Source organism: Enterobacter cloacae complex sp. HYC003_NIDB (genome assembly GCF_056673375.1).
Window position 1 is genome coordinate 656735 of record NZ_CP114220.1, and the last position, 18443, is coordinate 675177.

The window sequence follows — 18443 nt, forward strand, 5'->3', positions numbered from 1 at the left end:
GGTAGTGAACAATGACTGATAAAGTCAATATAATGACCGATGCGGGCGCCGATGTTGCCCAGGTAAGCCTGGCCGTGGCGAACCGTATCCGCAGCTGGCGGAAAGAGAAAAAGCTGTCGCTGGACGAGCTTTCCCGCCGCGCCAGCGTCAGCAAAGGCATGCTGGTGGAGATCGAAAAAGGGGCTGCCAACCCCAGCATTGCCATTCTGTGCAAACTGGCCGCCGCGCTTGGCGTCTCGGTGGCAGACATCGTTAACGTCTCCAGCGAGCCGCAGGTACACATTATTCAGGAAGAGGCGATCCCGGTTCTGTGGCAGGGCGCACAGGGCGGTTATGCCAGATTGCTGGCAGGCACCGCAGGCCCGGACATGATTGAGCTGTGGCAGTGGGAGATGCATCCGGGAGAGACTTTCACCTCTCCGGGACATCCGGCGGGAACCTTTGAGCTGCTGCACGTGAACGAAGGCATGTTAACCCTGACGGTGGACGAGACGGTAACGCAGGTGGCTGCCGGGGCGTCGGCGGTGGCGAAAACGGAAGCCGCGCACGGCTATGCCAATGAGGGAGAAAAAGTGCTGCGCTTTACCATGACGGTAGCGGAGTTCCACCGATAAAAGCAGCCCGGTGGCGCTACGCTTACCGGGCCTACGTATGCAGTATTTTGCAGGCCGGGTAAGCGTAGCGCCACCCGGCGTTTTTTACGCCTCTTCCACGCTTACCCGCAGCGCCGCCAGCGCTTTACGCGCCGCCTTCAGCACCTGCTCACACTGCTCAATGGTAAGCGTCAACGGTGGCTCAATGCGGATGGTTTTCGAGTTGTTAAGCGTTCCCGCCACCAGTACCCGCTGGCGGAACATCTCGCTTGCGAAGCTATAACCGGTTTCGTTATCAACGAACTCAATCGCCATCAGCATCCCTTTCCCGCGCGCATCCTGTACCAGATCCGGATATTCCCGGCCCAACTGACGGAAGCCGTCCAGCAGCATGTCGCCTTTCTGCTCCGCTTGCGCGGGCAGGTTTTGCTCCAGCAGGACGTTGATGGTGGCCAGCGCCGCCGCACAGGCCAGCGGGTTACCGCCAAAGGTGGTGGTATGTAAGAACGGGTTATCGAACAGCACCGAGAAGACCTCCTCAGTGGCGACCGTTGCGCCAATCGGCATCACGCCGCCACCGAGCGCTTTCGCCAGGCACAGAATGTCAGGCTGAACGTTCTCGTGCTCGCAGGCGAACATCTTGCCGGTGCGCCCCATCCCGGTCTGCACTTCGTCGAAGATCAGCAGCGCGCCGAACTCATCGCACAGTTGACGCACGGCGGGCAGATAGCCCTGCGGCGGGAGGATCACGCCGCCTTCACCCTGAATCGGCTCCAGGATCACCGCCGCCACGTCGTCGCCGGTTTTACGGCATTCACTCAGCACGGTGCGCATGGCGTTGATGTCGCCAAATGGCACGTGGCGGAAGCCCGGCAGCAGCGGCATAAACGGTTTGCGGAAGGTTGATTTAGCGGTCGCCGACAGTGCGCCCAGGGATTTCCCGTGGAACGCGCCGCTGGTGGCGATAAAGGTAAATTTCCCGCGCGGCGACTGGTACGCTTTGGCGAGTTTAATCGCCGCTTCGACCGATTCGGTGCCGCTGTTGCTGAAGAAGCTGTATTTCAGCTTACCGGGCGTTAAGGCTGCCAGCGTTTTCGCGAGCATGGCGCGAAGCGGATCGAGCAGTTCCTGGCTATGGAGAGGTTGTTTCGCAAGTTGATTCTGTACGGCGGAAACCACAACTGGATTACGGTGCCCCACGTTGAAAATACCAAAACCCCCCAGGCAATCGATAAACTCCTGTCCCTGGGTGTCGACAAGCGTATTCAGACTGCCCGCTTGCCACTCTACGGCTCCGTAATCCCCGCCGGCGGTAACAGATTTGCGATACTCCAGAAAACCTGGATTCACATGCTCCTTAAAGTAATCAATGACCTCACGGTTAAGTTGTTTCATCTCCTCATGATCAAGCGTTCGCTTCTCAATGAGATTCAGTGCGTGCGCGGTACAGGCAAGAGCCGAGGCGCTGGAAGGTAACCTGTTCAAAATATGCTCCCGGGGATCGCGTATCACATGATACTGAGTTAAGTATTGCAGGGATTACGCCACCTCAGATGCCTTAACAAAAATCGGGATAAACGCCAGGTGAAATCAAAGTTGCACAATATTTAATCATGCCATCGCGCGCCGCACGGGATAAGGGATAACGAGCCGGGGATGGGGTGTCGTCAATTGCACTGCTCCAGGGCAGGGAATGCGCCTTAAGTGTGCACCGGGGTATCATGCTTTGTAGGTAGTTTCATGCCGAAAGTATTTTAAATCAATTAATTAGAAAAACGTACGAAAAGTGCGGTTTAACCGAGATTTGCGATCTCAATCATATTTAACAATTAAAGATAAATTTTTTATCGCCGAAAAAACATAAGCCACAAAATTAACATTCAAATAACCTGCAAGGGATGCTCACTATGTCCTCTCCTGACTATGTCACCCAGAATGAATATCCGCTGGACGATGACACCACGCTTATGTCGACCACCGACCTCCACAGCTACATGACCCACACTAACGACACCTTTGTGCAAGTGAGCGGCTTTACGCTCCAGGAGCTGCTCGGGCAACCGCACAACATTGTGCGCCACCCGGATATGCCGAAAGCGGCTTTTGCCGACATGTGGTACACGCTGCAAAAGGGCGAACCCTGGAGCGGGATTGTCAAAAACCGACGTAAAAATGGCGATCACTATTGGGTACGCGCCAATGCGGTACCGATGGTGCGTAACGGCCAGATGACGGGCTATATGTCCATTCGTACCCGCGCTACCGAGGACGAGGTCGCCGCGGTGGAGCCGCTTTATAAGGCGCTCAACGAAGGACGCTGCAAAAAACGCATTCATAAAGGGCTGGTGGTGCGCAAAGGCTGGCTCGGTAAATTACCGGCGATGCCGCTGCGCTGGCGCGTGCGCAGCGTGATGGCGATACTTTTCGCGGTGATGGCCGCAACGCTGGTTGCCAGTGCCGCGGGCTGGGCTTCGCTGGTGGCGGCAGCCGTGGTGATGCTGCTTGGCACCCTGGTGTTTGAACAACAGATTGTCCGCCCGGTGGAAAACGTCGCACGGCAGGCGCTCAGGGTCGCTACCGGAGAGCGTAACAGCGTGCAGCATCTTAACCGCAGCGATGAACTGGGGCTGACGCTGCGGGCCGTCGGACAGCTGGGGCTGATGTGCCGCTGGCTGATCAACGACGTCTCCAGCCAGGTGGTGAGCGTGCGCGACGGCAGCGACAGGCTGGCGCAGGGCAATGAAGATCTCAACGACCGCACGCGCCAGACCGTGGCTAACGTGCAGCAGACCGTGGCAACAATGAACCAGATGGCGGCGTCGGTGCAGAGTAACTCTGAGACCGCAGCCGAAGTCGACAAGCTATCGATGGCCGCCAGCAGCGCGGCCACGCAGGGGGGCACCGTGATGCAGACCGTGGTGAAAACCATGGATGACATTGCCGACAGTACCCAGCGCATTGGCTCTATTACCTCCCTTATCAATGACATTGCCTTCCAGACCAATATTCTGGCGCTGAACGCCGCGGTTGAGGCGGCACGCGCGGGCGAGCAGGGGAAAGGCTTTGCGGTGGTGGCGGGCGAAGTGCGTCATCTTGCCAGCCGCAGCGCGAACGCGGCTAACGATATTCGCAAGCTGATCGACGCCAGCGCCAGCAAAGTGCAGTCGGGCGCCGAGCAGGTTCACGCCGCGGGACGTACCATGGATGATATTGTCGAGCAGGTGAAAAACGTCACGCAGCTCATCGCGCAGATCAGTCACGCCACCTCAGAGCAGGCGACAGGCCTGACAGAGCTGACCCGTGCCGTGGCAGAGCTGGACAGCATTACGCAGAAAAATGCTGACCTGGTCGAAGAGAGCGCGCAGATTTCCGCGATGGTTAAGCACCGGGCCGGACGCCTTGAAGATGCGGTTACCGTGCTGCATTAAGAAATGCATGCTTCGATAAAGCCGTTTATTCCTCCGGGGTAAACGGCTTTTTTGTTTTTAAGAATACCTTATATTGTTAATGAAATATTAAGTAACTAAAAAAAGCGCCCGGTTTTTTAATTGTTACGCCCCAAATTCATTGAGGGTGAAAAATAAAAAAACGATCAAAGTCATAAAGTTAGCGTGTTTCCTGTCGATAACAGCGATCGTCTGAGAAATAATCACATCGATGGGGTAAATATGTTCATACATGACGTAAAGATCGGCACGAAATTATTTCTGGCGTTTGGATTATTTATTGTCCTGATGGTCGTCAGCGCAAGCTTGTCTCTGATGAGCCTGAATCGGGCAAACAATGGAATGCAAACCATCCTTACCAGCGACTATCCAACGACGGTAAAAGCGAACCAGTTAATCGACAACTTCCAGGAATTTATAAGCACGCAGCAGCTCATGCTGCTGGACGAACAGGGGACGTACACGGCGCAATCAGAGCAGCGTCTGAAGGCGATCAGCGAGCGCATCTCCTCAATCCTGAGCGAGCTGGACAACGCTCTCAAGGATAAAAAATCCCAACAGGTGCTGGCCGATATCCACGGCGTACGCCAGCAATATCTTGACTCGCGCTACCGCATTTTGCAGGCCGTGCAGAATAACGACCGTGCGGGCGCGATAAACGAAATGATGACCAACACCCTGAATCTGCAACAGTCCTATAAAGCGAAAGTGCAGGCGCTGATTGCGATCCAGGACCATGAAATGCAGAGTGCGGGCGAGCAGGTGGAAGGCGATTTCCGCACCAATCGTCTCCTGCTGGTCCTGATTACGCTTTTCAGCGTCGCGGCAGCCAGCCTGGCTGGCTGGTTCATTGTGCGATCCATTACCCGACCGCTGAACGACGCGGTGATTTTTGCGGAGGCCATTGCCGATGGCGATCTCACCGGCAGCATTATCTCGCACGGTAAAGATGAAACCGGACTGCTACTCACCGCACTGATGGAGATGAAAACGCGCCTGCTGGAGATTGTGCAGCAGGTGCAAACCGGATCGGAAAACATCTCCAGCGCCGCCGCGCAGATTGTCGCGGGAAACCAGGATCTGGCTGCCCGCACGGAGGAGCAGGCCAGTTCCGTTGAACAAACGGCCGCGTCGATGGAGCAGATCACCGCTACGGTGAAGAACACCGCGTCCCACACCGGAGAAGCGACGAACCTGTCTGCCGATGCGGCTGCCGTGGTCAAAAACAACGGCGAGATGATGAAGCAGGTCACCAGCAAGATGCGCCTGATTAACGAAACATCGAACAGGATGTCCGACATTATCGACCTGATCGACGCCATTGCCTTCCAGACTAATATTCTGGCGCTGAATGCGGCGGTCGAAGCGGCGCGCGCGGGTGAGCATGGTCGTGGCTTTGCGGTGGTGGCGGGCGAGGTACGCCAGCTCGCGCAGAAAAGTGCAACATCTGCGAGTGAGATCCGCCAGCTGATTGAAAGCTCCACAAGCCAGACGCAGGACGGCATGAACCTTGTGGAGAAGGCCAGCGGGCTTATCAACGGCATGGTCGGCAACGTAGAGGAGATGGACGTAATCCTGCGTGAGATTCGCCAGGCCAGCCACGAACAGACGGAAGGCATCTCGCAGATCAACAGCGCGATTGGCCTGATAGACGCCACCACCCAGCAGAACTCCGCGCTGGTGGAGGAGTCCGTTGCGGCGGCGGCATCCCTTAACGAACAGGCCATGCACCTGAAAGAGCTGGTCCGCGTGTTCCGCGTGAGCGACGGCGTGCTGGCTTAATCCAGCTGGGAGATCTCCAGCGCCGCGCGGTCAATCACGCCGATAATCTGTTTCAACTGCGCGTCGCTGAGCTCTCCCTGATTAACCTTCAGATCCAGTACCGCTTTGAAGTTATCCAGCGCCCGCTTCATCTGCGGGTTTTTGCGCAGCTGGAAACCGACGGAGCGCGCCTTGATACGCGTCTGGATCTGCTCCAGCTGTTCCCGGTTGTCATCCAGCCACTGTTCTCCGGCGGCGTTAATCGCAATCCGCTTACGGCCGTTCTCTTCTTCGGTAATGGTGATAAGCGCCTGATCCTGCAAGTAATCCAGCGTCGGATAGATCACGCCAGGGCTTGGCGTGTAATGTCCCTGCGTCAGGTTTTCGATCTCTTTGATCAGTTCGTAACCATGGCTCGCGTTGCGGGTCAGGATATCCAGGATCACCAGCCGCAAATCGCCATGACCAAAAAATCGTGGCCGGCGTCCGCCGCCGTCGTGTTCGTGTCGCATGTTTTTCCCTCAATTTGATATATCTAAACTATATCTAAGATATATTCAGATGCAATCTAAAAAATCTTGATTTCTTAGTTAATAGCAATCATTATCATTAAGAATTCATTCCGATATATCGTATTCACCTGAGAAGGGCATCAACATGGCATCTACCCGTTACCCTCAACGTGTCCGCAATGACCTGCGTTTTCGTGAGCTGAACGTGCTGCGCACTGAGCGAGTCAGCGCAGGATTTCAGCGCATTGTGCTAGGCGGCGAGGCGCTGGAGGGCTTTAGCTCTCGCGGCTTTGACGACCATACCAAAGTCTTTTTCCCGGCACCGGGCACCACTTTCGTGCCGCCTGTGGTGACCGATGAAGGCATCGACTGGGGCGACGGCGCGCGTCCGCAGGCACGTGACTATACCCCGCTGTACGATGACGAAAAACATGAGCTGGCGCTCGATTTCTTCGTTCATGATGGCGGCATTGCCAGCAACTGGGCGGTAGAGGCTAAGGTGGGCGACAAGCTGACCATCGGCGGGCCGCGCGGTTCGCTGGTGGTGCCGGAAGATTACGCCTGGCAGCTGTACGTGTGCGACGAGTCGGGGATGCCCGCGCTGCGCCGCCGTTTAGAAGGCATCGCAAAACTGCCTGTTCGCCCGGCGATCCACGCCATTGTCACCGTGGGCGATGCGGCGTATGAGGACTATCTGGCGCACCTGAGCGGGTTCAACATCACCTGGGTTATCGGCCACAACGAGCAGGCGGTGGCCGACCATCTTGCCGCGCTGGCCGTGCCGGAAGAGGATTACTTTATCTGGCTGACCGGGGAGGGGAAGGTGGTGAAACGCCTGAGCCGTCAGTTTGAAAACGACGCAATTGACCCGCAGCTGGTGCGTGCCAGCGCGTACTGGCACGCCAAATAATCAGGCAGCGGGATCCAGCTGCGCTTCGCTCACCTGATGTTCGAGCGAGGCGCATACCTCTTTCAGCGCTTTCTCCTGCTGGGCAAAGTAGGCTTCCATATTGCTGAGCGACGAGACGAGCAGCCAGGACTCTTCCTTCTCCAGCTCTGCCAGCTCGTTCACCAGGGTGTCGATTTGCTCACGCACCTGCGCCATCTTTTTACGAATACGTTCCAGGTCGTTCAGCCTGTCGCTTGCCATCATCGGTTCGAATCCTTGTTGTAGACGGGCGACCAGCGAGCGAATGGCCTTCACGTCGCCGCGTTGTTTGGCCTGGTTGAGTTGCACCATCATCCTGTTGGCTTCCTCTTTTAAATCATCGGCAACCAGATCCGGGTGGCATAGCTTGCTCGCCTGACGCCAGAGCCGCTTCAGCTCGTTCCGATCCTCTTCTGAGAGATCCTTGCCTTTACGCAGGCGAACTTCGGCATCATGATGCTGTTCGCGATACTTCTTGTACTCTTCGTTGGCCTCATCGCGCGCCTGACGTGCCGGCTCTTCTTCACGCGTTAAACCGGTCTCCAGCTCCATTGCTTCGGCCAGCAGGTTGGCAATCAGATTGCTTTGCTGCTGAAGATGTTTGCGCGCCTCTGCCGCCTGAACGGAATCCGCAGGCAGATCTCGCCAGCGCCGGGTGAGCGTTGTCAGAACCTCTACGGCCTGCGCCATATAGTCCTGGCAGCGGCGGTAATCCTCTTCCCGACGACGCGTCTCCGCCTGCTGACGACGCAGGTTAAGCTCCGCCAGCGTTTTACGCAGGGCGAGGATCTGCTGCATCAACGGCCCGAGGCGGGAGAAATAGAGATCGTTGAACTCATCTAGCTGCTGTACCCGGGCGTTACGGCGATCAATCAGATCGCGCAGACGCTCTTCCAGGGCTTTCAGCTCCAGCTTGCTGGCCGCCAGCTGTGGGTCACGCCACGGGGTAACGGCGCGCTGGCTTTGCAGCCAGGCGGTGATAGCGCGAAGGGCTGCGGTGTAGTTTTTCTGCTCAAGCGCCGCGACGATGGACAGGAGATCATCGTCAAAGGCTTCCTCTTTGAGACGTTTCAGCTGGCTCCGGATGATGTCGTCATCTTCCAGCTCAATGGCATTTTTAATGATTTCTAGCCGTTTGATCGGTGTGCTCATGATGCCTTTCGCTCTGGCGCTTAAGTATTTGAGTTAAGGTTAGTTGTTGTAAAAGCTACAGGAAATAATACACACGGATGATGATCGGCGCGATGGGGGATTTCTTTAGTTTTTAGGGTTTGTGAGGGGAAGCGGCAGGCCGGGCTACGTGTGGTGGATTACTTACAAAAAAGCCACTCAATCGAGTGGCTTAACTGGATGATTATAAAGCTAAAATTTGGTGGCCCCTGCTGGACTTGAACCAGCGACCAAGCGATTATGAGTCGCCTGCTCTAACCACTGAGCTAAGGGGCCGTGGCGGTGAATTATAAAGTAACTCCCCTCAGCAATCCAGCCATTCACACCTGCCTGCTGTTTTTATAAACAACGCATAATCAATCCTTTATACTTACCTTAAGATGCATAGACAGGAGTAGAGATGATCAACGATATTCTGGCCCCTGGCCTGCGGGTGGTGTTCTGCGGTATCAATCCGGGTAAGTCATCGGCGCACACCGGTTTTCACTTTGCTCATCCGGGAAATCGCTTCTGGAAGGTGATCCACCAGGCCGGTTTTACCGACAAACAGCTTAAGCCGGAAGAAGAGCAGCAGCTGCTGGATACGCGCTGTGGCATCACCATGCTGGTCGAGCGACCCACGGTACAGGCAAGCGAAGTGAATCTGCATGAGCTGCGCGCTGGCGGACGTGAGCTGATCGCGAAAATTGAAGACTATCAGCCCGCGGCGCTGGCGATCCTCGGCAAGCAGGCCTACGAGCAGGCGTTCAGCCAGCGCGGCGCCAGCTGGGGTAAGCAGAACATTACCATTGGCGTAACGCAGGTGTGGGTGCTGCCAAACCCGAGCGGGCTGAACAGGGCGACGCTGGACAAGCTGGTGGAGGCGTATCGGGAACTGGATGAGGCGCTGGTGGTGAGGGGGCTTTAGCTCCTCTGCGGCCTGATGCCCTCATCCTGACCCTCTCCCACAGGGAGAGGGAATAAACAAAAAAAAGCTCCCGATTGGGAGCTTTTTCATTTCAGGACCGATTAATCGTCCAGGAAGCTACGCAGCACTTCAGAGCGGCTCGGATGGCGCAGCTTACGCAGCGCCTTCGCTTCGATCTGACGGATACGTTCGCGGGTAACGTCAAACTGTTTACCCACTTCTTCCAGCGTGTGGTCGGTGTTCATGTCGATACCGAAACGCATACGCAGCACTTTGGCTTCACGGGCGGTCAGGCCAGCCAGCACGTCGTGCGTGGCAGCACGCAGGCTCTCGGTGGTGGCAGAGTCCAGCGGCAGCTCGAGGGTGGTATCCTCGATGAAATCACCCAGATGCGAATCTTCATCATCACCGATTGGCGTTTCCATGGAGATTGGCTCTTTAGCGATTTTCAGCACTTTACGAATCTTGTCTTCCGGCATCAGCATGCGTTCAGCCAGCTCTTCCGGCGTCGGCTCGCGGCCCATCTCCTGCAACATCTGGCGAGAGATACGGTTGAGTTTGTTGATGGTCTCAATCATATGCACCGGAATACGGATGGTGCGCGCCTGGTCTGCGATAGAGCGGGTGATCGCCTGACGGATCCACCAGGTAGCATAGGTGGAGAACTTGTAACCACGACGGTATTCAAACTTATCTACCGCTTTCATCAGACCGATGTTGCCTTCCTGAATCAGATCCAGGAATTGCAGGCCACGGTTGGTGTATTTCTTGGCGATAGAGATAACCAGACGTAAGTTCGCTTCAACCATCTCTTTCTTAGCACGGCGGGCTTTCGCTTCACCGATGGACATACGACGGTTGATGTCTTTCACCTGCTCGATGGTCAGGCCGGTCTCTTCTTCAATCTGATGCAGTTTTTGCAGGCCGCGCTGTACGTCTTCTTTCACGTCGTGCAGCTTTTCAGACCACGGCTTGTTCATCGCGATAGCGGCGTTGAACCAGGTTTCGCTGGTTTCATTGCCGGTGAAGAGGGTAATGAAGTTCTTCTTCGGCATTTTGCACTGTTCAACGCACAGCTTCATGATGATACGTTCCTGGGTACGTACGCGATCCATCATCACGCGCATGCTGTTCACCAGGTAGTCGAACTGTTTTGGCACCAGGCGGAACTGTTTGAACACTTCAGACAGCTTCAGGATCTCTTCCTGAGCGGCGGCATGGCTGCGGCCTTTCGCTTTGATGGTGTCACGCGTCACTTCGTACTGGGTACGCAGCTCGGCAAACTTCTCACGCGCCAGTTCAGGGTCGATGCTGTTGTCATCGTCGCTGCTGTCGTCCTCTTCTTCTTCATCTTCGTCTTCGTCGTCATCCATCTCTTCCTGAGACAGCTCAGACCCGACGTGAGTGGCGGTTGGCGCCATATCTTCTTCAGCGTTCGGGTCGACAAAGCCAGTGATCAGATCGGACAGACGCGCTTCTTCCGCTTCAACGCGATCGTACTGCTCCAGCAGATAGGTAATCGCTTCCGGGTATTCGGCAACAGAGCACTGAACCTGGTTGATCCCGTCTTCGATGCGTTTTGCGATGTCAATTTCGCCTTCGCGGGTCAACAGTTCAACGGTACCCATTTCGCGCATGTACATGCGGACCGGGTCAGTGGTACGCCCGATTTCAGATTCCACGCTGGACAGGACCTGTGCAGCAGCTTCTTCCGCATCTTCGTCAGTGTTGTTGGAGGTTTCAGCCAGCAACAGATCATCGGCATCCGGTGCTTCTTCCATCACCTGAATGCCCATGTCATTGATCATTTGGATGATATCTTCGATCTGATCTGAATCGACGATATCTTCCGGCAGATGGTCATTGACCTCGGCATAGGTCAGATAGCCTTGCTCCTTACCGCGTTGGACAAGAAGTTTCAGCTGTGACTGCGGGTTTTGCTCCATAAGACGGTATCCACACTTAATTCGTTTGATTGGTGTCGGCGATGGGCTGCCAACCTTTAAAGCGAGGGCGTACTTATATTTTTGCCGCTGCCTCTCAGTGCGGCTGCCGGGGGCTTCCCGATCGATATTCGGCACTTAAGCCGTTAAATTTTTTATTTCTTCGCCAGTTCCTGGTTAATCATCCAGAGCTCCCGGCGTTCTTCGCTGCTCAGGCCATGGGTGCGCTCGCGAGCTATCAACTCTTCCTGGCGCAACTCAAGCATCGAATCAAACATATGGTTGAGCGAGTCGGTGAACGTTTTTTCTGCGATATCCTTATCTGCTATATCGTCCCACATCGACAGTTTTTCAAGGGTAGCGGCCTCTTTTGTGCCGCGATAATGCTCTAAAAGTTGTCCGGTGGTCAGACCTGGCTGAGACAAACAAGTGTTGACCAATTCTGAAAATAAGCCAAGCCCGGGCAATTTTTCGTGGTTCAAACCCGCCAGCGACGGCACTTGCGGAGCAAGTTCGGGATTTTGCACCAGCAACCCTATCAGTATACGCATGGTTGTGCGTTTTAGCTGAGGCGCGGGGCGTACCGTGCCGTTTTCAGCCTGTTTCGGCATTAAACGTTCAAGCTGGCTGTCATCCAGAATGCCGAGCTTGTTGCCTAACTCCTGACGCAGATAGATGCGCAGCGTTTCGCCGGGCACCTGGCTGATTAACGGCAGCGCCAGCGTGCTGAGCTGCGCGCGCCCGTCAGGGGTACTCAAATCAACCTGCGGCATCAGGCTGTTAAACAGAAACGTGGAGAGCGGCTGAGCCTGCTCCATCCGCGCTTCAAACGCCGCTTTGCCCTCTTTACGCACCAGCGTATCCGGGTCTTCACCGTCGGGCAGGAACATAAAGCGTAGCTGACGCCCGTCGGTCATATACGGCAACGCGGTTTCCAGCGCTCGCCAGGCGGCGTCGCGTCCTGCGCGGTCACCGTCGTAACAGCAAATCACGTTGTTGGTGACGCGGAACAGCAGCTGGATATGGTCCGCCGTGGTGGACGTTCCCAGCGACGCAACGGCATAGTTAATGTCGTACTGCGCCAGCGCAACAACATCCATATAGCCTTCGACGACCAGAAGACGCGGAGGTTCCGCATTATCCTGCTGTGCCTCATAAAGACCGTAAAGCTGGCGGCCCTTATGGAAAATATCGGTTTCCGGGGAGTTAAGGTATTTCGGCAGGGCATCACCCAGCACGCGACCACCAAAACCTATCACCCGGCCACGCTTGTCGCGGATCGGGAACATCACCCGTTCACGGAAGCGGTCGTAGCTTCGTCCCTGGTCGTTGGTGACCAGCATGCCTGCGTCGATGAGGGATTTACGATCTTCGCTATTGCCGCCAAAACGCTTTAACACGTTGTCCCAGCCGGGCGGGGCGTAACCAATAGCGAAACGCGCAATCACATCGTCACTCAGTCCGCGCTTGTTCAGATACTGACGCGCAGGCTCAGCCGCAGAGTGCTTAAGAGACTGTTGGTAAAACGAATTCAGGCCATCCATCAGTTGGTACAGCGTTTGCCGCTGATGGCGCTCGATCTGACTTGGCCCACTGCCTGCTTCATACGGCACTTCAAGGTTATGCATCGCCGCCAGCTCTTCGACGGTTTCAACGAACTCGAGCTTGTCGTAGTTCATCAAAAAATCGACGGCATTACCGTGTGCGCCACAGCCGAAGCAATGGTAGAACTGTTTTTCACCGTTTACGGTGAAAGAGGGGGTTTTTTCGTTATGGAACGGACAGCACGCATGGTAGTTCTTGCCCTGCTTTTTTAGCTTCACCCGCGCGTCGATGAGATCGACGATGTCGGTTCTGGCAAGCAGGTCATTGATGAAAACGCGTGGGATTCTTCCGGCCATATGCCCCAAAAATTTAAGCGACTTATAAACGAAAACAAGCCGCGCATTCCTTCCGGAAGCACGGCCTTACGACTACAACTCTGTCTGTCAATTGAGGGCTGTGGCCCTCAACAGATTAGTACAGACGAGTACGGCGTGCGTTTTCGCGAGCCAGTTTCTTCGCGTGACGTTTCACAGCGGAAGCTTTAGCGCGCTTACGTTCGGTCGTTGGTTTTTCATAAAACTCACGACGACGAACTTCAGCCAGAACACCTGCTTTCTCGCATGAACGTTTGAAGCGACGCAGTGCTACGTCGAACGGCTCGTTTTCACGTACTTTAATTACCGGCATGTAACTCTCACCTTTAATAAATTCGGTTTGCCGCTGGCATCAACGCCAGCTTATTTCAAAATGGTGCGGAATTTTACTGCAAATGCTGCTGCTTTGTAAAGCACCGATGCGATTTTGAAAGGGACTTTAATAAGGGTGAGGAGTATACACGAGGCTTCTTCCTGGGGCGAACAAAGTTTTACAACAATCCGCCCAGGCTCTACACTGCGCGGTATTGAAACGAGGTAAAACAAGTCATGCGTGTACTGGGTATTGAAACATCCTGCGATGAAACCGGCATCGCGATTTACGACGACGAAAAAGGGCTTCTGGCCAACCAGCTGTATAGTCAGGTGAAATTGCACGCTGACTACGGCGGCGTCGTGCCTGAACTGGCCTCTCGTGACCACGTGCGTAAAACGGTTCCCCTGATTCAGGCGGCGCTTAAAGAGGCCGGGTTGAGTGCAAAAGATATTGATGCCGTGGCCTATACCGCAGGGCCGGGCCTGGTCGGCGCGCTGCTGGTCGGCGCAACGGTAGGGCGTTCGCTGGCCTTCGCGTGGGATGTTCCGGCCATTCCGGTTCACCATATGGAAGGGCACCTTCTGGCGCCGATGCTGGAAGACAATCCGCCAGAGTTCCCGTTTGTGGCGCTGCTGGTTTCCGGTGGGCATACCCAGCTGATTAGCGTAACGGGCATTGGCAAGTACGCGCTGCTGGGCGAGTCGATCGACGATGCTGCCGGTGAAGCCTTCGATAAAACCGCCAAGCTGCTGGGGCTGGATTACCCGGGTGGCCCGATGCTGTCGAAAATGGCGTCGCAGGGAACGGAAGGGCGCTTTGTCTTCCCGCGGCCGATGACCGACCGTCCGGGGCTGGACTTCAGCTTCTCTGGCCTGAAAACTTTCGCGGCCAATACTATCCGCAATAATGACGACAGTGAGCAGACCCGTGCCGATATCGCCCGTGCGTTCGAAGACGCGGTGGTGGATACGCTGATGATCAAGTGCAAGCGCGCGCTGGATCAGACCGGCTTTAAGCGCCTGGTGATGGCCGGTGGCGTCAGCGCTAACCGCACGCTGCGCGCGAAGCTTGCTGAGATGATGCAAAAGCGTCGCGGGGAAGTGTTCTACGCGCGTCCTGAATTTTGCACCGATAACGGGGCGATGATCGCCTACGCCGGGATGGTGCGTCTGAACGCCGGCGCAACGGCTGACCTGAGCGTGTCTGTGCGTCCGCGCTGGCCGCTGGCGGAACTGCCTGAGGCGTGAACGGCTCTCCCGTCGTCGCGGCGGGGGAGTTTTATATTCTGATGTCGAACATCTGGTTCTTGATGATCAGAGAGTAAAGCTGGCAGTCGTTTTGCACATCCAGCTTTTCCATCGCCCGGATCTTATGCGCACTGACTGTTTTGATGCTCAGGTGCATATGTTGTGCAATCTCCTTCAAATTTAATCCGTTACATATCAGACGCAGCACATCGATTTCCCGCGGCGAGAGTTTCTCTATATCTGTCATCTCATGACGAAAAAGCATATTTACCAGCTGGCTTTCGATATAGATCTCACCTTTAAGAACTGTAGCAATCGCCTGGCTTAAGGTTTTCTCGTTGATATCCCGCGACAAATACGATCTGACGCCTTCCTTTAGCGCCTGACGAATCAACATGGCGTTTGCATAGGGCGAGAGCAGGATAATGCTGAGCGTAGGATAAGTCTGATGGAGCCATCTCAACAGCTTCAGACCGTCCATACCCTTGAGAGGAGAGCGATTAAAGCTGGTTGTCAGTGAATAGCTGAGGATAACGATATCGGGGTTATGCTGGCCAAGAAGCGACAGAAGTTCTGCGGAAGAGGCTGCTTCACCGGTCAAAACACATCTCTTATTCATGCCTGAGGCGGGTAACGAGAGCGCTTGCATCATTGAGGATAAGCCGCGGCGAATCAACGAGGATTCTTCAGCGATAACGATTTTAATGTCCATAATGATGCGTCGTATTAACCCTTACATGATAATGGCGGGGTTGGAATCCCTCGCAAGATATATCGTTATTAAAATCCAGGCTGCGGTAAAATAGCAGTAACAATGAGAGTATTTTTAACGGCGGCGGATATTGATTATTTCATTATGCTTAATCTTTACGGCTTTTGTATCCAGGTGTATCCTCGTGTTGCCAAATATAAAGAAATGAGATATGGATTTTTCTTATTCAATTATAGAAAGATCGTTCCCCCAGATTAGGAAGTTCTTATTCATCACGGTGCATGTATCACAGATACTGAAAAAGGAGAAATGTCGATTCACAAAGGAACCGTGATTACCATGAAAAAAAGTACCTTGTCCCTTTTTATTTGTGCAGCAATTTCATTTTCCGCTGCGGCAGAAAATCAGGTGCAAAATGAGTTTGCACATGACAATGCGACCTACACAGCAATTGTACTCAAGCTAAAACCCACTACAGGTTTGCTAAAAGCGACAAACAATAAAATTACCCTGAATGATCCTTCCCTTATCACCACAAATATGTTTTGGCCGACGAATTTGCGGAGTTCAAATCAGTCATCCGAGTTAACGGAACTCAATAAACGCTATGGCTTTGACCGTTATCTGCGTATCGCGTTACCGCAAGATAAACGTCAGGATAAAACCTACATTAACCATATTATTACTGAGCTGGAGCAGAATCAGAACGTTGAGTTTGTTTACCCGGAGGCCGAACCGGTGTCGCTGGATGAAAACGCCCTTACGCCGCAGGTTAAATCTTCGGTAAATAATAATTTAACGTCTGCTGCCGTTCCGGATTTTCGCAATAAGCAGGATTATCTCAAAGCTCCTGATGTTAAGCGCGCCGGTTATTATATGGGGGGCGTAAACCGCGAAAGCGTTGATCACTATGCAGGCAGTGCGGGTGAAGGGGTGACGATTATTTCAACGGAGATTTATCCCTGGAATACCCACCACCTCAACTTACCGCCAATGAGTCTCAGCTCTGGAAAGACAACCTATGTTGAAAAGCAAGATCATGACACCGCTTCCGTCGGGATTATGACAGCGAAAGATATTGGCACCGGTATTCGAGGGATAAGCTGGAAAAGCCGACTGGGGTACGCGGCCTCAGCGCATAATAACCTCTATAATTTAATTCCGTTGCTAAAAGCTGGCGATGTGGTGCAGATCGGGGTACACGTAGCGGGCGGTTATCCAGCGGGTTGTCAGAAGGATTGCTGGGTGGCAATGGAGTCCGAGCCCGCCTATTACGATGTGATTAAAGCGCTGACGGATAAAGGCGTTCACGTTATTGAGGCGGCAGGTAACGGGAACGTCAACCTGGATAGCCCTGGCTTCCAGGGTGAGTTTGACGTGAACGTGCGGGACTCCGGGGCTATCCTGGCGGGTGCGTTTTGTGCAAAGGACGGTAAAAAAGCGTCGTTCAGCACCTATGGTTCGCGCGTCACCAGCTCTGCATGGGGCTGCTGGGACGTAGTGAGCACAGGTTATGGCGATCTCTATAAAAATGGCGGCGTTAACGATTCTTATACCGCGACGTTTGCCGGAACTTCTTCCTCAAACCCGATTATTGCGGGTGTGGTAGCCAGCCTGTCAGGCATCGCCAAAGCCAACGGTATTACCGTGACACCGCGGCAGATGCGTCAGATTCTGGCGGAGACCGGAACGCCACTGGCCAACGGAGATTCGGCAAAAGTGGGTACTCAACCTGACATGGAGCGTGCGGTGGCCCGTATTATGGCGCTCAAAGACGGTAGCACGCCTGTCGCGCCGGCTCCAACGGCTGTGGCAGGCGCAGATTACGCTCTGGTTTCTCCGACCACGGGGGTGATCACCTACGCGCTGGACGGCAGTAAGAGCCTGAATGCCAAATCGTATAACTGGCGTGTGACGAAAGGGGCAGAAACCTTCTCGCTGGAGGCGACACTGAACGGCACGCTGGTGAAGAGCGTGGACAGCGCGCATGCCTATGCCGTCATTCCTGCCAACAGCGAGGGTGAAGCGACCTTTACGCTGACGACGACCGGCGCGGATGGGCGAACCGCGACGGACAGCATGACCATCACCGTCAGTAAACCGGCGGTACCGGCTAAGGATGACACCCCGGCAAAAGATGACACACCGATAAATCCTGCGGCACCGGCCTATAACGCCAAAATTGCCTATCCAACCCGATGCACCAAAGTGTCTTACAACGGTAAAGTTTGGCTCAACCAGTGGTATGTCAACCCGGGGCAAGAAACGCCGGGAACCGGCGGCCAGTGGGGCGCATGGCGCGAACAAGGGTCTTCCAATAACAGCTGCAAATAACAATCACGGCCTGGCGTTATGCCAGGCCTTTTTTCAGATCCGCAGCATTCCTTTCTCTTCCAGAAACGCAATAATCGTCGCTAAACCGTCGCCCGCCTTCAGGTTGGTAAACGTCCACGGGCGCTCGCCGCGCATGCGATGAGTGTCGCGCTCCATTACCTCCAGCGACGCACCGACGTACGGCGCGAGGTCGGTTTTGTTGATCACCAGAAAATCGGATTTGGTGATCCCCGGCCCGCCCTTGCGCGGGATTTTTTCCCCTTCGGCCACGTCGATGACGTAGATGGTGAGGTCCGCCAGCTCCGGGCTGAAGGTCGCGCTCAGGTTATCCCCGCCGCTTTCCACGAAGATCAGATCCAGATTGCCGAACTTCTCGCTCAACGCTTCCACCGCCGCCAGGTTCATTGATGCGTCTTCGCGGATGGCGGTATGCGGGCAGCCGCCCGTTTCCACGCCCACGATGCGCTCTGGCTCCAGCGCACCCGCCTCGGTCAGGATGCGCTGATCCTCTTTGGTATAGATATCGTTGGTCACCACCGCAAGATGATAGGTGTCGCGCATCGCCTTGCAGAGCGCTTCCAGCAGGGCGGTTTTGCCCGACCCTACCGGGCCGCCCACGCCCACGCGCAGGGGATGTTTGTAATCAGCCATGTTG

General features: G+C 54.9%; 15 protein-coding genes and 1 tRNA gene. 7 read left to right on the plus strand and 9 right to left on the minus strand.

Features of this window, described 5'->3' with window-relative positions:
• The first annotated feature begins 11 nt into the window (after positions 1-11).
• Positions 12-614, plus strand: coding sequence for a helix-turn-helix domain-containing protein (locus O1722_RS03135; RefSeq protein ID WP_033487682.1), 603 nt, complete (start codon positions 12-14; stop codon positions 612-614).
• An 84-nt stretch (positions 615-698) separates the two neighbouring features.
• On the opposite strand, the gene ygjG is transcribed toward O1722_RS03135, so the two are convergent.
• The gene (ygjG, locus tag O1722_RS03140) at positions 699-2078 is read right to left on the minus strand and encodes a putrescine aminotransferase (protein WP_033487684.1); all 1380 of its coding nucleotides are present in this window, start codon (positions 2076-2078) and stop codon (positions 699-701) included.
• Positions 2079-2500: 422 nt separating this feature from the next.
• Here ygjG and O1722_RS03145 point away from each other — a divergent pair, with 422 nt between their 5' ends.
• Together O1722_RS03145 and O1722_RS03150 are read left to right on the plus strand one after the other, a co-directional pair.
• Entirely contained in the window at positions 2501-4021 is a 1521-nt protein-coding gene (locus tag O1722_RS03145; protein ID WP_033487685.1) for a methyl-accepting chemotaxis protein, read from the plus strand.
• Between the two features lie 240 nt (positions 4022-4261).
• Positions 4262-5821, plus strand: coding sequence for a methyl-accepting chemotaxis protein (locus O1722_RS03150; protein WP_033487686.1), 1560 nt, complete (start codon positions 4262-4264; stop codon positions 5819-5821).
• Here O1722_RS03150 and O1722_RS03155 read toward each other — a convergent pair.
• Positions 5818-6312 (minus strand): PadR family transcriptional regulator, encoded by a 495-nt coding sequence (locus O1722_RS03155; RefSeq protein WP_015571917.1) that lies wholly within the window; start codon positions 6310-6312, stop codon positions 5818-5820. The genes O1722_RS03150 and O1722_RS03155 overlap by 4 nt on opposite strands.
• Before the next feature lie 145 nt (positions 6313-6457).
• Between O1722_RS03155 and O1722_RS03160 the strand changes: the two genes are divergently transcribed.
• Entirely contained in the window at positions 6458-7222 is a 765-nt protein-coding gene (locus O1722_RS03160) for a siderophore-interacting protein (RefSeq protein WP_015571916.1), read from the plus strand.
• On the opposite strand, the gene O1722_RS03165 is transcribed toward O1722_RS03160, so the two are convergent.
• The gene (locus O1722_RS03165) at positions 7223-8392 is read right to left on the minus strand and encodes a coiled-coil domain-containing protein (RefSeq protein ID WP_023295466.1); all 1170 of its coding nucleotides are present in this window, start codon (positions 8390-8392) and stop codon (positions 7223-7225) included. It lies immediately after the preceding gene.
• Positions 8393-8610: 218 nt separating this feature from the next.
• Positions 8611-8686: transfer RNA gene (locus O1722_RS03170), tRNA-Ile, on the minus strand.
• 124 nt (positions 8687-8810) lie between these two features.
• On the opposite strand from O1722_RS03170, the gene mug reads away from it, so the two are divergent.
• Entirely contained in the window at positions 8811-9317 is a 507-nt protein-coding gene (gene mug / locus O1722_RS03175; RefSeq protein ID WP_017384024.1) for a G/U mismatch-specific DNA glycosylase, read from the plus strand.
• 101 nt (positions 9318-9418) lie between these two features.
• On the opposite strand, the gene rpoD is transcribed toward mug, so the two are convergent.
• The 3 genes from rpoD to rpsU all read right to left on the minus strand — a co-directional run bounded on the left by rpoD (position 9419) and on the right by rpsU (position 13492).
• The gene (rpoD, locus tag O1722_RS03180) at positions 9419-11263 is read right to left on the minus strand and encodes an RNA polymerase sigma factor RpoD (RefSeq protein ID WP_015571912.1); all 1845 of its coding nucleotides are present in this window, start codon (positions 11261-11263) and stop codon (positions 9419-9421) included.
• A 152-nt stretch (positions 11264-11415) separates the two neighbouring features.
• On the minus strand, positions 11416-13161 hold the full coding sequence (gene dnaG, locus O1722_RS03185; protein ID WP_003862574.1) for a DNA primase: 1746 nt from the start codon (positions 13159-13161) through the stop codon (positions 11416-11418).
• A gap of 115 nt (positions 13162-13276) precedes the next feature.
• Positions 13277-13492, minus strand: a complete 216-nt coding sequence (gene rpsU, locus O1722_RS03190; RefSeq protein ID WP_001144069.1) for a 30S ribosomal protein S21 — start codon at positions 13490-13492, stop codon at positions 13277-13279.
• Positions 13493-13728: 236 nt separating this feature from the next.
• Here rpsU and tsaD point away from each other — a divergent pair, with 236 nt between their 5' ends.
• The gene (gene tsaD / locus O1722_RS03195; RefSeq protein ID WP_015571911.1) at positions 13729-14742 is read left to right on the plus strand and encodes a tRNA (adenosine(37)-N6)-threonylcarbamoyltransferase complex transferase subunit TsaD; all 1014 of its coding nucleotides are present in this window, start codon (positions 13729-13731) and stop codon (positions 14740-14742) included.
• 31 nt (positions 14743-14773) lie between these two features.
• Here the strand turns inward: tsaD and O1722_RS03200 are convergent, their stop codons facing one another.
• Complete coding sequence (locus O1722_RS03200; protein WP_033487687.1) at positions 14774-15454, minus strand: LuxR C-terminal-related transcriptional regulator; 681 nt, start codon at positions 15452-15454, stop codon at positions 14774-14776.
• A 558-nt stretch (positions 15455-16012) separates the two neighbouring features.
• Between O1722_RS03200 and O1722_RS03205 the strand changes: the two genes are divergently transcribed.
• Positions 16013-17788: a S8 family peptidase gene (locus O1722_RS03205; protein WP_223230155.1), complete on the plus strand. Its 1776-nt coding sequence runs from the start codon at positions 16013-16015 to the stop codon at positions 17786-17788.
• 33 nt (positions 17789-17821) lie between these two features.
• Here O1722_RS03205 and ureG read toward each other — a convergent pair whose 3' ends face one another.
• Positions 17822-18439, minus strand: a complete 618-nt coding sequence (gene ureG / locus O1722_RS03210; RefSeq protein ID WP_033487688.1) for an urease accessory protein UreG — start codon at positions 18437-18439, stop codon at positions 17822-17824.
• Positions 18440-18443: the final 4 nt, after the last annotated feature.